The sequence below is a fragment of the Kitasatospora sp. NPDC056651 genome (assembly GCF_042792155.1).
Lineage (GTDB): Bacteria > Actinomycetota > Actinomycetes > Streptomycetales > Streptomycetaceae > Kitasatospora.
Genome location: NZ_JBHTWX010000115.1, coordinates 16,275 through 29,802 on the forward strand (window position 1 = coordinate 16,275; position 13,528 = coordinate 29,802).

Sequence of the window (13,528 nt, forward strand, 5' to 3'; positions counted from 1 at the left end):
TAAGGTTTGCCTAAGCTAAGCCGAGGCGCCCTGGACCGCAGTGTCCGGGGCGTTCGGCTGTCGCCGCCCCACCGCCACCGCGGCGGGGCCGAGAACAGGTGAACGACCCGGGCCGACCCGGGGGAGGAGCCCGCCGCATGTGGGATGAGGCGTTTCCCAGCTTCCTGATCGGGCTGCGCGAGGGCCTGGAAGCCGGACTGATCGTGTCGATCCTGATCGCCACGCTGGTCCGGGCGGACCAGAAGGCCCGGCTGCCACAGGTCTGGACGGGCGTCGCGGCGGCCGTCGCGCTCAGCCTGAGCTTCGGCGCGGTGCTCACCTTCACCGCCGCCAACCTCTCCGGCCACGCCCAGGAGGCGTTCGGCGGGGTGCTCAGCCTGATCGCGGTCGGATTCGTCACCGCGATGGTGTTCTGGATGCGGCGTTCGGCGCGCACCCTCTCCGCCGAGATCAAGGAGAAGGTGCAGGCCTCGCTGGCGATGGGAGCCGGCGCGCTGGTGCTCACCAGCTTCCTCGCGGTCGCCCGCGAGGGCCTGGAGACCTCGCTGTTCCTGTGGACCAACGTGCGCACCGCCGGCGAGTCGACCGGGCCGCTGATCGGCGCGGCCGTCGGCCTGGTGCTCTCGGCCGGGCTGTGCTGGGGGCTGTACCGGCGGGCCCTCAAGATGAACCTCACCCGGTTCTTCACCATCACCGGCGTCGGTCTGATCGTCGTCGCGGCGGGCGTGCTCGGCTACGGGCTGCGCGACCTCCAGGAGTCCGGTCTGATCGGCGGCGGCACCTCGTACGCCTTCGACCTGAGCGGGCACCTGGACGCCTCGTCCTGGTACGCGACGCTGGTCCAGGGCACCCTCAACCTGACCGTCACCATGACGGTGCTCCAGGTCGTCGGCTACGTCGCGTACCTGGGCGCCGTGATGACGCTGTTCGTCGAGGGGGTCCGGGGCGGCAGGAGCACCCCGGCCGCCGCCTCGCAGAAGCCCGCCACGGCGGAGCAGTCAGCCGCCTCGCGGAAGCCCACCGCCCCGGGCGGGCCCGTCGAGGCCAAGGGCGGGCCGGTGCGGGCCGGGCGGCCGCGCTGGGTGCTGCCGACCGCGGCGATCGCCGTCCCGGTGGTGGTCGCCGGTGCCGTGATCGCGATCAGCGACGGCAAGCAGGACAGCTCCGCCACCGTCGCCGTCTCCGAACAGGACTGCGGCAAGGGCTTCACCGGCCCCCAGCCCGGCCAGCAGGTCTTCCAGATGCACAACACCGGCGACAAGGTCTCCGAGGTCTACCTGGTCAACCCGGCCACCGGCGCGGTCTACGGCGAGATCGAGGGCCTGGCCCCCGGCACCACCCGCGCGCTGACCGCGACCATCGGCTCCGGCGACTACGCCTGGCGCTGCGTGCCCACCGGCGGGAAGTCCGTCACCTCGGCCGCCGTGCACGTGAGCGGCGGCACCGAGGTCAAGGCCGTCAAGCCGGTCGCCGAGGACGACCTCAAGGCCCCGCTCGACAGCTACAAGGCGTACGTCGGGCAGGGACTCGCGACGCTCGTGACGGAGAGCCGGAAGCTCCAGGCCGACGTGCGCTCCGGCGACCTCGCCACCGCCAAGGCCGACTGGCTCACCGCCCACCTCCAGTACGCTTCGCTCGGCGCCGCGTACGGCACCTTCGCCGACCTCGACGGCAAGATCGACGGACGCCCGGACGGCCTGGCCGGCAAGGAGCAGGACCCGGGCTTCACCGGCTTCCTGCGACTGGAGTACGGCCTCTGGCACGGCCAGTCCGCGACCGACCTGACGCCCGTCGCCGACGGGCTGGCCCAGGACGTCGCCCAGCTCGCGCACGACTTCCCCGGGCAGGACTTCGCCCCGGGCGACCTGCCGCTGCGCGCCCACGAGATCCTGGAGAACACCCTCCAGTTCGAGCTGACCGGCGACACCGACATGGGCAGCGGCACCAACCTGGCCACCACCCAGGCCAACCTGGCAGGCACCCAGGAACTGCTGACCCTGCTCCAGCCGCTGCTCGACGAGCGGGACCCGCAGGTGCTCGTCCGGGTGAACGCCGGGATGAAGCGGGTCGGCGACCTGGTCGCCGCCGCCCACCGGTCCGAGGGCTGGACCCCGGTCGACCGGCTGCCCGCCGACGCCCGCCGACAGCTGAACGGCGCCACCGGCCAGCTGCTCGAAGACCTCGCCCCCGTCCCCGCCCTGCTCGAGATCCGGAAGGCCGCCTGATGACCGACCACACCGCAGCCACCGGCTCCTGCCCGTTCCCGCACGCCGCCGCGGCTGTCGAGCCGGCCGCCCAGGGCGGATGCCCGGCCGGCCCGGCCCGGCGCAGCTTCGTCCGGGCCGCGCTCGGCGCCGGTGCCGGCGCGGCCGTGCTGGCCGGTGGCGCCCTCGGCCTCGGCGCCGGCCCGGCCGCCGCCGGGGACGACAAGCAGGAGAAGAGCGGGGCGGTGCCGTTCCACGGTGACCACCAGGCCGGCATCACCACCGCGGCCCCGGGCTTCGCGGCCTTCGTCTCCTGCCAGGTGATCGCCCAGGACCGCAAGGGCCTGGAGACGCTGTTCCGGACCCTCACCGAGCGGATCCGCTTCCTCACGGCCGGCGGCACCCCGCCCGACCTCGGCGTCGGCGCGCCGCCCGCGGACAGCGGCATCCTCGGCCCGACCGTCCCCACCGACCACCTGACCGTCACCGTCGGCGTCGGCGCCTCGCTCTTCGACGACCGCTACGGGCTGGCCACGGCCAAGCCGGTCAAGCTCGCGCCGATGAAGACCTTCCCGAACGACAACCTCCAGGCCGCCGAACTGCACGGCGACCTCTCGCTCCAGATCTGCGCCGACCGCCGGGACACCGTGCTGCACGCGCTGCGCGACATCACCCGGCACACCCGGGGCGCGATGCAGATCCTCTGGCGGATCGACGGCTTCCAGAACGAGTCCCGCCCGGACGGCGCCCAGCGCAACCTGCTCGGCTTCAAGGACGGCATCGTCAACCCGGACACCGCCTCCGCGCGCGAGATGGACCGGCTGGTCTGGGTCACCGACGGGACGGGCGAGCCCGCCTGGGCGACCGGCGGCAGCTACCAGGTGATCCGGATCATCCGGATGCTGATCGAGTTCTGGGACCGCGTCACCCTGGCCGAGCAGGAGAAGATGTTCGGCCGCCGCCGGGACACCGGCGCACCGCTGGACGGCGCCCGGGAGACCGACGCGCCGGACTACGCCAAGGACCCGGAGGGCAAGGCGATCCCGCTCGACGCGCACATCCGGCTGGCCAACCCGCGCACCGCCGGCACCGACAACTCGCGCATCCTGCGGCGGGGGTTCAACTACGACCGGGGCGTCGACCGGGCCGGGAACCTGGACATGGGCCTGGTGTTCTGCTGCTACCAGCAGGACGTGGTGCGGCAGTTCGAGGCGACCCAGACCCGGCTGATCGGTGAGCCGCTGGTGGACTACATCTCGCCGACCGGCGGCGGGTACTTCTTCGTCCTGCCCGGGGTGAAGGACAACGCCGACTGGCTCGGGCGGGGGCTGCTGGCGGCCGTCTGACGGTGGCTGTTCGACGGTGGCCGTCCAATGGTGACTGTCCGACGGTGGCCATTGCGGCGGGCCCGGTGCCGAGAGGGCGCCGGGCCCGTTCGCGCGGGAGAGAAGGGCGTTCAAAGGGCGTTCAGGAGCCGAGGGTGAAGCCGATCACCGCGCCGCCGCCCTCCCGGTTGGCGGCGAAGGCCGTCCCGCCGTGCGAGCGGGCCACCTCGTGCACGATGGCCAGACCCAGGCCGGAGCCGGGCAGGCTGCGGGCGGCGGTGGCGCGGTAGAAGCGGTCGAAGACCCGGTCGAGGTCGGCCGCGTCGATGCCCGGCCCGCGGTCGCGCACCTCCACCCGCGGGCCGCGCACCACCACCTCGATCGGGCCGGTCCCGTCCGGGTCGAACTTGGCGGCGTTGTCCAGCAGGTTGCCCACCGCCCGGGCCAGCGCGTCCGGCCGGGCGGTGACGACCGTGGCGTCCGCGTCCACCACGATCTGCCGGCCGCTGCGCCGCCGGGCCTGGGCCGCGGCCTCCCGGACCACGTCGGCGAGCACCACCCCGGTCGGCCGCCCGTCCGCCCTGCGGTCCGCCGCGAGGGCCACCAGCTCCTCCACCAGCTGGGTCAACTCCCTTGCCTCATCGGCCAGGTCGGACATCAGCGCGGCCTGCTCGGCGGGTGGCAGCCGGTCCAGGCTGGGCAGCACCGCGAGGTTGGTCCGCAGGCTGGTCAGCGGGGTGCGCAGCTCGTGCCCGGCGTCCTGGACGAGTCGGCGCTGGTTCTCCTTGGCGGCGGCGAGCCGGACCAGCATCCGGTCGAAGGCGCGGCCGAGCCGACCCACCTCGTCCGTTCCGGCGGCGGGCACCTGCACGTCCAACCGCCCGCTGGTGGCGACCAGTTCGGCCGCGGCGGTGAGCCGGACCAGGCGCCCGGTGATCCGCCCGGCGAGCAGTCGGCCGGCCGCGCCGGCGAGCACCGCGACGACCGCCACCAGGGCCACCGTACGGGTCCGCAGAGTGGTCAGCAGGGCTTCGGTGGGCCCGACCTGCTGGATGATCTGGACCGCGCCCCGCCGCCCGCCGAGCGAGACCACGCCGACCCGGTAGCCCTCGCCGCGCTGGTGGCGCAGCCCGATCGAGGTGCGGCCCGGCTGGTCGGTGCGGGCGAGTTCCTGGTCGGCCGGGACGGGCGGCAGGTCGAGCCGGGCGGTGCCGGGCAGCACCGCGCCGTCCGGATCGAGCGACTGGGTGGTGACCCGGATCGGGCGCACCAGGTCGGCGCTCAGGCCGCTCGGACCGGCGAAGTCGCCCGGGAAGAGGACCTCCCGCTGGACCTGCCGGCCGACGGAGTCGACGGCCGCGCCGAAGTCGGCGGTCTCGTCGTCCCAGATCAGCTGGGCGGCGGCGTGGTAACCGAGGGTGCCGATCACCACCGCGACCAGCGCGGCGATCGCCGCGAAGGCGAGTGCCAGGGTGGTGCGCAGGCCCGGGCGGGGGAAGCGGGGGAGACGGTAGGCCGGGCGGGGGAACCGGGAAGGGCGGCGGGCCGGGCCGGTCATGGCTCGCGCAGCGTGTAGCCGACGCCGCGGACGGTGTGGATCAGCGGGACCAGGCCGGGGCGGTCGAGCTTGCGGCGCAGGTACCCGATGAAGACGGCGAGGTTCTTCGAGCCGGGGCCGAAGTCGTAGCCCCAGATCCGCTCGTACAGGGTGGCCTGGTCGAGGACGGCGCCGGTGTTCCGGGCCAGGAGCTCCAGCAGGTCGAACTCGGTGCGGGAGAGTTCGAGCTCCTGCCCGGCCCGCCAGGCCCGCCGGGCGGGCGGCTCGATCCGCAGGTCGGCGATGGTCAGCACCTCGGCGGTCGGTTCGGGCGGCCGTCGGCGCAGCAGGGCGCGCAGGCGGGCGAACAGCTCGTCCACGTCGAAGGGCTTGACCAGGTAGTCGTCGGCCCCGGCGTCGAGGCCGGCGATCCGGTCCGGGACCTCGACCCGGGCGGTCAGCATCAGCACCGGGGTGCGGTCACCGGCGGTGCGCAGCCTGCGGCAGACCTCCAGGCCGTCCGGCTCCGGCATCATCACGTCGAGCACCAGGACGTCGGGGCGCTGTTCGGCGAGGACGGCCAGGGTCTGGGTGCCGTCGGCGGCGATCCGCACCCGGTAGCCCTCCAGCATCAGGGCACGGGCGAGCGAGTCCCGGATGGCCCGGTCGTCCTCGGCGATCAGCACGGTGTGGCTCATGGCGGTGATTCTCCCTGGCGTGCTCACGACCGTTCCTCGCGGGGCCGGGGCAGGGGCCGGGGCCGCGGCGAGGGATCCGGGACGGCCGCGGCTTTCGCGCGGTGCTTCGCGGGCGTACGGTGGCCACACGGTGGCGCGCCGCCGGGTGGGCCGCCTGGGCCGTCTCGTTCGGATCCTGCCGGGCGCACGACGCCGTGCGCTGATCCGACAGGATCCGGAAGAGGGGACCTGGTCCGATTCGGCACGCCCTGCCGGAGGCCACGATGGCAGACCGGATGGCTTTCTTCACCACCCCGCGCGTGGAACGGGCGCGGCGGGACGCGCGGGAGCGGCTGGGGGACTGGCGGGAGGTGTACCGGCCGGGCCCGCTGTTGCCGCTCGTGGGCGGACAGGCGGGGCGGTGCATGGACTGCGGGCTGCCGTTCTGCCACAGCGCCTGTCCGCTGGGGAACCTGGTGCCGGAGTGGAACCGGCTGGTGGCGGAGGTCGACGCGGGGGTGGCGGAACCGGGGGCGGTGGGCCCGGGGACGGCTGAATCGGAGGCGGCTGAACCGGAAGCGGGGGCCGGGGCGGACTGGCGGGCGGCCGCGGCGCGGCTGTTGGCGACCAACAACTTCCCGGAGTTCACCGGGCGGCTCTGCCCGGCGCCCTGCGAGAGCGCCTGCGTGCTGGCGATCGACGGCGCGGCGGTGACGATCAAGGACGTCGAGCTGGCGATCGCCGATCGGGCCTGGGAGGAGGGCTGGGACGGGCCGCGGCCGCCCGAGCGGACCGACGGCCGGCGGGTCGCGGTGATCGGCTCGGGCCCGGCCGGACTGGCCGCCGCCCAGCAGCTGACCAGGGCCGGGCACGCCACCACCGTGTACGAGCGGGCCGACCGCGCGGGCGGGCTGCTGCGGTACGGCATCCCGCCGTTCCGGCTGGAGAAACACCGGTTGGAGCGCCGGCTGGACCAACTGCGCTCCGAGGGCACCGAATTCCACACCGGGGTGTGGGTCGGACGGGACGTCCGGGCCGAAGAGCTGCGGGCCGGGTACGACGCTGTGGTGGTGGCGGTGGGCGCCACCGCCCGCCGGGAACTGCCCGTCCCGGGGCGGGACCTGTCCGGGGTGCACCAGGCGATGGAGTACCTGACCTGGGCGAACCGGGTGGACGAGGGCGACTGCGGCACCCCGCCGGTGTCCGCGGAGGGGCGGCACGTGGTGATCGTCGGCGGCGGCGACACCGCGGCGGACTGCCTGGGGACGGCACTGCGCCAGCGCGCCGCCTCGGTCACCCAGCTGGACATCAACCCGCGCCCGCCGCGGCGCCGGGCGCCCGGGGAGCCCTGGCCGGGCCATCCCAGGGTGTACCGGGAGACCACCTCGCACGAGGAGTCCGGCGCGGTGGAGGCGGGTCCCCGGGTGTTCGCGGCGACCACCGTGGGCTTCGAAGCGGGCCCGGACGGCCGGCTCGCCGCCGTCCGGTTCGCCGAGGCCGAACCGGCCGACCGCAGCCCCAGGCCGGGCACCGAGCAGCGGCTTCCGGCCCAGCTCGCCCTGCTCGCGCTGGGCTTCACCGGGCCGGAGCCGGACCCGTGGCTGTCCGCCCAACTCGGCCTGGCCACCGGGCCGGAGGGCACGCTGGCCAGGGACGACGGCTTCGCCACGGCGGTACCGGGCGTGTTCGTCGCCGGAGACGCCGGGCGCGGACAGTCGCTGATCGTGTGGGCGATCGCGGAAGGGCGGGCGGTGGCGGCGGCGGTGGACCGGTACCTGCGGGGGTGGACGGAGTTGCCGGAGCCGATCCGGGCCTCGGCGCGGGCGTTCACGGTGTGAGTCCGGGAGCGCCCGCGTCGGTCCGTCGGTCCGTCGGTCCGTCGGGCGGTGGGGCCGTGGGGCGGCCGCGAGGGCGCAGGCCGCGCGTAGCGGGCGGCGGATACGGGACATCTGGTTTCCCCTGGATCGGCCGTGCCGCGTCGGCGGTGTGCGTCGAACTCCCCGTCGGCCGGCTCGGGGTGAGCCGACCTCCGGGCGGTGCGGCCGGTCAACGGTTGTGCGCCGGGAGCGGCACGTTCGGGCCGGGGAGCCTGGAACGCGATCGGATCGAATACGGACGGCCTTTGCTACGATCCGGCGACAAGGGCATCAGAAGATGTGCGTACGAGGGCCGGAGGGCGTGGGCGTGGGCGCGGGTGGATGGAAGGCGGAGTCGGTCGAGGTCCGCTACACCCCGACGGCCGCCGACTTCCGGGAGGCCCGTGCGGCGTGGGACCGGCACACGGTGGCGGGCCGCCGGGCGCGGCGGGGCAGGTACACGCTCGCCGCCTGCCCGGCAGTGGTTTCGGCTTTGCTCGGGGTCGTCGGAGGGGCGGGGCCTCGGTCACCGAGCTGGGCTGGCCGGAGCAGCGGTACCACCTGGAGACGCCAGGGCTGTTCCTGCTGCTGGGCGGCAGCGAGGACACGGGGGTGATGACCATGCTGCCCAAGCGCGGGGTCGAGGACAGTCGGCGGCTGGTCGAGCTGATCGATCGGCATGCGAAGGCGCTCGTTCTGGACTGAGCTGCGGTTCGTGAGGCCGGTTCGGCTGGTTCGACCGGTTCGGTGTGGCTGGTATGGCATGTGCTGACGTGTCACGGGGCGGGCTCCGCCCGGGCCGGTTCGGCTCCGGGCGCCTGCTGGTCGTCGTGTGCTTGTCGGTCGTCATGCTCCCGTTGGTCGTCGTGCTCGCGCTGGTTGTCGTGCTCGCGCTGGTCGTAGCGCCAGAGGGCGGGGATCGCGGCGGACAGGGCGGCTGAGCTGCCGAGGCAGAGCAGGCCGCCGGTGCGCAGGGCCGCCCGGATGCCCTGCCGGGCGGCGAGCCCGCCGGCCCGCAGGTCGCCCAGGGCCGGTCCGGCGGAGCCGATCAGCATCTCCAACCCGGCTGCCCGGCCGCGGAGTTCGTCCGGGATGGACTGATTCCAGATGGCGCTGCGGAAGGTGTCGCCGATCCAGTGGGCGCAACCGGCGACGGTGAGGCAGAGCAGGACGGCCCACAGGCCTGGGGTGAACGCGGCCGCGGCCGTCGCCGCGCCGACCAGGGCAGCGGAGAGCAGGACCAGCCGGCCGTGCCGGTGCACCCGGTCAGTCCACCCGCTGGTCGCGGCGGCGAGCAGGCTGCCGACCGCGCCGGCCGAGTAGAGCAGACCGAGCGCCCAGGTCGCCTCCAGGTCCGCGGCCAGGAACGGGAACAGCGCGGTGGGCAGGGCGAAGACGGTGGTCGCGAGGTCGGCCAGATAGGTGCCGACCAGGTCGGGCCGCCGGGCCGTGTACCGGGCGCCGGCCAGGAACTCGGTGAGCTGCGGCGCCTCGGCGTCCCGCTCCGAGGGGACGGGGCGGACCCGGGCGAGCAGGGCGATCGAGAGCAGGAAGGTGCCGAGGTCGACCAGGTAGGCGGCCGGGACTCCGGCGGTCGCGATCAGCAGACCGGCCGCCGCCGGGGCGACCACGCCGCCGATGCTCCAACGCAACGAGAGCAGGGCGCCCGCCGCCACCAGCTGGTCCTGGGGCACCAGTCGGGGGACCATCGCCTCGACCGAGGGCTGCTGGATGCCCTGGAGCGCCGCCGCCACTCCGGCGGCAACGTAGAGCGGCCAGATGGCGGGGGTGCCGAGCAGTGCGTTGGCGAGGAGCAGGGCGCTGAGCACGGCCAGCGCGACTTCGGTGGCCAGGGCCACGGTGCGGCGGTCGGCGCGGTCGGCGAGGACGCCACCGTAGAGGCCGAACAGGATGGTGGGCACGAGTTCGACCGCGCCGACCGCGCCCACGGCCAGGGGCGAGCCGGTGAGGTCGGCGATCTGGAGCGGGACGGCCGTCATGGTGAAGATCGAGCCGAGCAGGGTGACCGTGCCGGAGGTCCAGGTCAGGCGGAAGTCCCGGGAGGACCGCCAGGGTGCGGTGTTCGGCAGCAGCCGGGAGCGGGCGCGGTTCGCGCCGGGGGGCGGGTCCGCTGCGGGGGGCGGGGGTGTCTCGGAGGACGGGTTCGGCTCTGCGAGCGGGTTCGGTTCGGAGGTCACGTGGCGGGTCCTTCCCGGCTGTCGGCGGTGGCCGCGACAGCTCTCCTTATCGCTGATAAATTCTGGTTCGGGAACTTATCGGCGATAAAGTGGGTCTGGCAAGTGAATAGCCCGGGAGGTCGATCGGATGGCGCTGCAACGCGACGAGGTGGTGCGCACCGCGCTGCGCCTGCTCAACGAGGAGGGCATCGACGGGCTGACCACCCGCAGGCTCGCCCGTGAACTCGGCGTCCAGTCACCGGCGTTGTACTGGCACTTCAAGAACAAGCGGGAACTCCTCGACCTGATGGCCGAGGAGATGCTCGCCGAGGCGCTCCCGCCCGACCGCGAGCCGGACCCGCGGAACTGGCCCGAGTGGATCGCCGCCGACGCCCGCGCCAAGCGGAATGCCCTGCTCGCCTACCGTGACGGCGCCCGGGTGCATGCCGGGACCCTGCCGACCGAAGGGGAACTCCCGGCGGTCGAAGCCCAGTTGGGAGCACTGTGCCAGGCCGGGCTGCACCCGCGTACGGCGCTGCGACTGCTGCTGACCGTCGACCGGTACATCATGGGCTGGGTCACCGAGGAGCAGGCCTGGCGGCAGGACGTCGCGGACCGGGAGCGGCCGCCGTTCCCGGACGAGGCGCTTCGCGAACTGCCGCTGCTGCGCGAGGCGGTCGACGTGCTGCGGATGACCGACCACGACGCCGACTTCGAGTACGGGCTGCGGGTGCTGATCGAGGGGTTCCGGGCGGAGATCGCGCGGGAGGCGTCGGCGGAGACGGCGAGGGAGGTGGAGGTGGCGAGGGAGACGGAGACGGAAACGTAGGCGTAGGCGTAGGCATCGGTGGGGTGGTCGTCGGATGGACTGGCGTGATGCGCATGGCCACCCTTGACCCCCGCAGCACGGCCCTGGTCCTGATCGACCTGATGGACCGGATCGTCGCCAACCCACTTGCGCCGCATGCTGGTTCGGAGGTGGTGAAGGCCGCGCTGGAACTGGCCCGGGAGTTCCGTGCGGCGGGCGCGCCGGTCGTCGCGGTCCGGGTCGAACGGCCGAACGTCACCGAGCAGCCGCCCGGGAGCGATCTGCTCGCGGAGATCGCGGCGGTGGCCGACGAGATCGTGGTGAAGCGCACCATCGGAGCCTTCCAGGGCACCGGCCTGGACGAGCTGCTCCGGGCTCGGGGTGTGGAGACCCTGGTGTTCGCCGGGATCGCCACCAACCTGGGCGTGGAGTCGAGCGCCCGTGCGGCCTGCGACCACGGGTACCGGGTGGTGTTCGTCGAGGACGCGATGGCCGCGCTCACGGCGGAGGAGCACCGGGCTTCGGTGGAGTTGGACTTCCCGCGGCTCGGCGAGGTCGTCGTGGCGGCGGATCTGCGGTTGGGGTGAACCGGGAGGGGCTCGGGCTGGACCTCGTGCCGGGACTTCGGGTCTGGATCTCGGGCCGGGATCTCGGGCCGGGGCCTCGGGTCTGGTGCCGGGCCTTCGTGCCGGGTTCTCGGGCAGGGGCGTGTGGTTACGCCCGGGCGCGTCGGAGCGCGTCGCGCAGCCGTCCGTCCGAGGCCTTGAGCAGGCGGGCGGCGGTGGGCGCGTCGACGTCCGCGAGCAGGGTCAGGATCGCGTCCTTGACCCGGCCGTCGGTGGTGGTCAGGGCGCCCTCGACCGCATCCTCGTCGGCACCGGTCGCCTCGGTGACGATCCGACGGGCGCGGTCGCGGAGCTTGTCGTTGGTGGCGCGGAGGTCGACCATCAGATTTCCGTATGTCCGGCCGAGCCTGACCATCACGGCTGTGGACAGCAGGTTGAGCACCAGTTTCTGTGCCGTTCCCGCCTTGAGCCGGGTCGATCCGGCCAGTACCTCCGGGCCGACCTCGACCTCGATGCCCAGCTCGGCCGCCGCGGCCAGCGCCGAGTTCCGGTTGCACGCCAGCCCGACGGTCAGCGCCCCGGCCGCCCGCGCGGTCCGGACGGCGGCCAGTGCGTAGGGCGTGCGGCCGGAAGCGGAGATGCCCACCAGGGTGTCGGCGGGGGTGAGCCGGAGGGCGGCCACATCGGCCTCGGCGAGGTCGGTACGGTCCTCGGCACCCTCGGCGGCCGCAGTGACGGCCGGGCGCCCGCCCGCGATCAGGCCGACGACCAGCGACGGGTCGGTCCCGAAGGTCGGCGGGCACTCGGCGGCGTCCAGCACACCGAGCCGTCCGGCCGTTCCCGCGCCGGCGTAGACCAGCCGGCCGCCGCGCGCCATCCGGGCGGCCACGGCATCGACCACGGCGGCGATCCGCTCCAACTCGCCGGCGACGGCGGCGGGAACACCGCGGTCCTCGGCGTTCATCAGGCGGAGGAGCCCGGCCGTGGGCAGCCGGTCGATCTCGGCCCAGTCGCGGCGGACGGTCTCGGTCGCGGGTACGGCGTCGTGGCTCATGCGGCGAGCCTCCCCAGGTGCGAGGGGCCCGAATCCGGGCAGGCGTGGAGGCAGAGGCGGACGGAGAGGAACGGACGGAGAGGAACGGACGGAGGGAAGCGGACGGAGGGAAGCGGATGGACTCGACCGCTGGCACGGTGACCTGCGGCGCCTGCGGGAGGAGGCCGAGGGCGTGCCGGAGCGGGTCGGTGAACTGCTGCGGAGTTCCCCAGGATCGGGCCGGTCGGTGCCGGGATCTTCCGGCGCGAGGCGCAGGGGGTCTGGTCCTCGCTGCGGCCGTACTTCGACGAGCGGGTGCTGGCGGTGGCCCGGGCGCTGGGGCTGCCGGGCGAACCGGAGGGTCTGGCGGCGCTCGTCGCGCCGGGGGTCGGCGCCCGTCGGCGGGGCCGGCGCCCGTCACCGGGCTGGTCAGGCCGTCCGGGTGGTCAGGCCATCCAGAAGAAGACCGCTGTCATCCGTCGCTCCGCCAGTTCGGTGCCGTAGTAGCCGGTGGCGCTGTGGATCAGATTGGCGTGGTAGAGCAGCAGCTGGTTGTAGCGGTTGGGAACGCGGACGTCCTCGGTGAAGTGGTCGGCGGGAACACGGCGGGTGCCGAGTGCCTCGACCAGGTTGTTGTGCGGGGCGTCGACCAGGTTGCCGCCCAGGCGGCCGCCCGGGAACTGCTGGCGGTAGAAGCTGGTGCCGGCGTCCTTCGGGGCGCCAGGGCTGAGGTAGAGGACGGCGGCGTAGCGGCAGAGCGCGCGGGAGTCGGTGTGCGGGCGGGACTCCGACTCCCCGGAACCGACGACCTGGACGCAGTTGTGGTTGAGCGTGCCGCCGCCCGGGGTGCTCTGCACCCAGAGCCGGGAGGCGCCGGTGGCCTTGCGGACCAGCGACTCGACCCGGGCCAGCTCGGTGGGCTCCAGACCCGGCATCGTGCGCAGTCCGGGCCAGGTCTCGGGGCGGTACGGGTAGCCCTCCGTCCAGTCCCCACGGGCCAGACAGCGCTCCCGGACGGCGTCCGGGTCGGGCAGCACGCTGTCCAGGACCCAGTAGTCCCGGCCCCGGGTGGGCTTGCGGTAGGGCAGGACCGGCAGGGCGGTGGGCCTGATGGGCTGTGAGGACATGGGCCGACCATAGAGGCGGTGATCGTCAATCTTCTGCCGTGAGCAGGTCAACCTTTCGTCAAGGGTGCGCTGACATGGGCGGATCGCCGGGCGTCCGGTCGCGAGTGCGGTGCTCCGGCGTGCGCTAGTACTCCAGCCGCACTTCGTGATCTCGCAGGTCGGGGCTGGAACTGGAACGGCCACCGAATGATCTTGGTGAGGTGTGTGGACTCTTCAAG

The 13,528-nt window shown here is 74.0% G+C and carries 11 protein-coding genes; 6 read left to right on the forward strand and 5 right to left on the reverse strand.

Annotation, left to right across the window (positions count from 1 at the left end):
* Positions 1-137: 137 nt before the first annotated feature.
* Both efeU and efeB read left to right on the forward strand, forming a co-directional pair.
* Complete coding sequence (gene efeU, locus ACFRAR_RS32165) at positions 138-2,225, forward strand: iron uptake transporter permease EfeU (protein ID WP_380702662.1); 2,088 nt, start codon at positions 138-140, stop codon at positions 2,223-2,225.
* On the forward strand, positions 2,225-3,550 hold the full coding sequence (gene efeB, locus ACFRAR_RS32170) for an iron uptake transporter deferrochelatase/peroxidase subunit (protein ID WP_380702664.1): 1,326 nt from the start codon (positions 2,225-2,227) through the stop codon (positions 3,548-3,550). Before efeU ends, efeB begins: the two co-directional genes overlap by 1 nt.
* Before the next feature lie 121 nt (positions 3,551-3,671).
* Here the strand turns inward: efeB and ACFRAR_RS32175 are convergent, their stop codons facing one another.
* Positions 3,672-5,087 (reverse strand): ATP-binding protein, encoded by a 1,416-nt coding sequence (locus tag ACFRAR_RS32175; protein ID WP_380702667.1) that lies wholly within the window; start codon positions 5,085-5,087, stop codon positions 3,672-3,674.
* The gene (locus ACFRAR_RS32180; protein ID WP_380702669.1) at positions 5,084-5,764 is read right to left on the reverse strand and encodes a response regulator transcription factor; all 681 of its coding nucleotides are present in this window, start codon (positions 5,762-5,764) and stop codon (positions 5,084-5,086) included. The genes ACFRAR_RS32175 and ACFRAR_RS32180 overlap by 4 nt, the downstream gene beginning before the upstream one ends.
* Positions 5,765-6,027: 263 nt before the next feature.
* Between ACFRAR_RS32180 and ACFRAR_RS32185 the strand changes: the two genes are divergently transcribed.
* Together ACFRAR_RS32185 and ACFRAR_RS32190 are read left to right on the forward strand one after the other, a co-directional pair.
* Positions 6,028-7,581, forward strand: a complete 1,554-nt coding sequence (locus ACFRAR_RS32185) for a glutamate synthase subunit beta (protein WP_380702671.1) — start codon at positions 6,028-6,030, stop codon at positions 7,579-7,581.
* Positions 7,582-8,010: 429 nt separating this feature from the next.
* A complete protein-coding gene (locus ACFRAR_RS32190) occupies positions 8,011-8,304 on the forward strand; it encodes a hypothetical protein (protein WP_380702673.1) in 294 nt (97 codons plus the stop codon).
* 71 nt (positions 8,305-8,375) lie between these two features.
* On the opposite strand, the gene ACFRAR_RS32195 is transcribed toward ACFRAR_RS32190, so the two are convergent.
* Positions 8,376-9,797 (reverse strand): MFS transporter, encoded by a 1,422-nt coding sequence (locus tag ACFRAR_RS32195; protein ID WP_380702675.1) that lies wholly within the window; start codon positions 9,795-9,797, stop codon positions 8,376-8,378.
* A gap of 127 nt (positions 9,798-9,924) precedes the next feature.
* On the opposite strand from ACFRAR_RS32195, the gene ACFRAR_RS32200 reads away from it, so the two are divergent.
* Positions 9,925-10,605, forward strand: coding sequence for a TetR/AcrR family transcriptional regulator C-terminal domain-containing protein (locus ACFRAR_RS32200; RefSeq protein WP_380702677.1), 681 nt, complete (start codon positions 9,925-9,927; stop codon positions 10,603-10,605).
* A 53-nt stretch (positions 10,606-10,658) separates the two neighbouring features.
* Positions 10,659-11,171 (forward strand): isochorismatase family protein, encoded by a 513-nt coding sequence (locus tag ACFRAR_RS32205; protein ID WP_380702679.1) that lies wholly within the window; start codon positions 10,659-10,661, stop codon positions 11,169-11,171.
* Positions 11,172-11,298: 127 nt separating this feature from the next.
* Here ACFRAR_RS32205 and murQ read toward each other — a convergent pair whose 3' ends face one another.
* Positions 11,299-12,204, reverse strand: a complete 906-nt coding sequence (gene murQ / locus ACFRAR_RS32210) for an N-acetylmuramic acid 6-phosphate etherase (protein WP_380702681.1) — start codon at positions 12,202-12,204, stop codon at positions 11,299-11,301.
* A gap of 425 nt (positions 12,205-12,629) precedes the next feature.
* A complete protein-coding gene (locus ACFRAR_RS32215; protein ID WP_380702683.1) occupies positions 12,630-13,310 on the reverse strand; it encodes a DUF6445 family protein in 681 nt (226 codons plus the stop codon).
* Between the last annotated feature and the right edge of the window lie 218 nt (positions 13,311-13,528).

What these genes read in the sequence shown, in the direction of transcription:
- murQ (WP_380702681.1), bottom strand. Translation starts at nt 12,204, where the DNA reads ATGAGCCACGACGCCGTACCCGCGACCGAGACCGTCCGCCGCGACTGG.
- efeB (WP_380702664.1), top strand. Translation starts at nt 2,225, where the DNA reads ATGACCGACCACACCGCAGCCACCGGCTCCTGCCCGTTCCCGCACGCC.
- ACFRAR_RS32215 (WP_380702683.1), bottom strand. Translation starts at nt 13,310, where the DNA reads ATGTCCTCACAGCCCATCAGGCCCACCGCCCTGCCGGTCCTGCCCTAC.
- ACFRAR_RS32205 (WP_380702679.1), top strand. Translation starts at nt 10,659, where the DNA reads ATGGCCACCCTTGACCCCCGCAGCACGGCCCTGGTCCTGATCGACCTG.
- ACFRAR_RS32200 (WP_380702677.1), top strand. Translation starts at nt 9,925, where the DNA reads ATGGCGCTGCAACGCGACGAGGTGGTGCGCACCGCGCTGCGCCTGCTC.
- ACFRAR_RS32185 (WP_380702671.1), top strand. Translation starts at nt 6,028, where the DNA reads ATGGCAGACCGGATGGCTTTCTTCACCACCCCGCGCGTGGAACGGGCG.
- ACFRAR_RS32175 (WP_380702667.1), bottom strand. Translation starts at nt 5,087, where the DNA reads ATGACCGGCCCGGCCCGCCGCCCTTCCCGGTTCCCCCGCCCGGCCTAC.
- ACFRAR_RS32180 (WP_380702669.1), bottom strand. Translation starts at nt 5,764, where the DNA reads ATGAGCCACACCGTGCTGATCGCCGAGGACGACCGGGCCATCCGGGAC.
- efeU (WP_380702662.1), top strand. Translation starts at nt 138, where the DNA reads ATGTGGGATGAGGCGTTTCCCAGCTTCCTGATCGGGCTGCGCGAGGGC.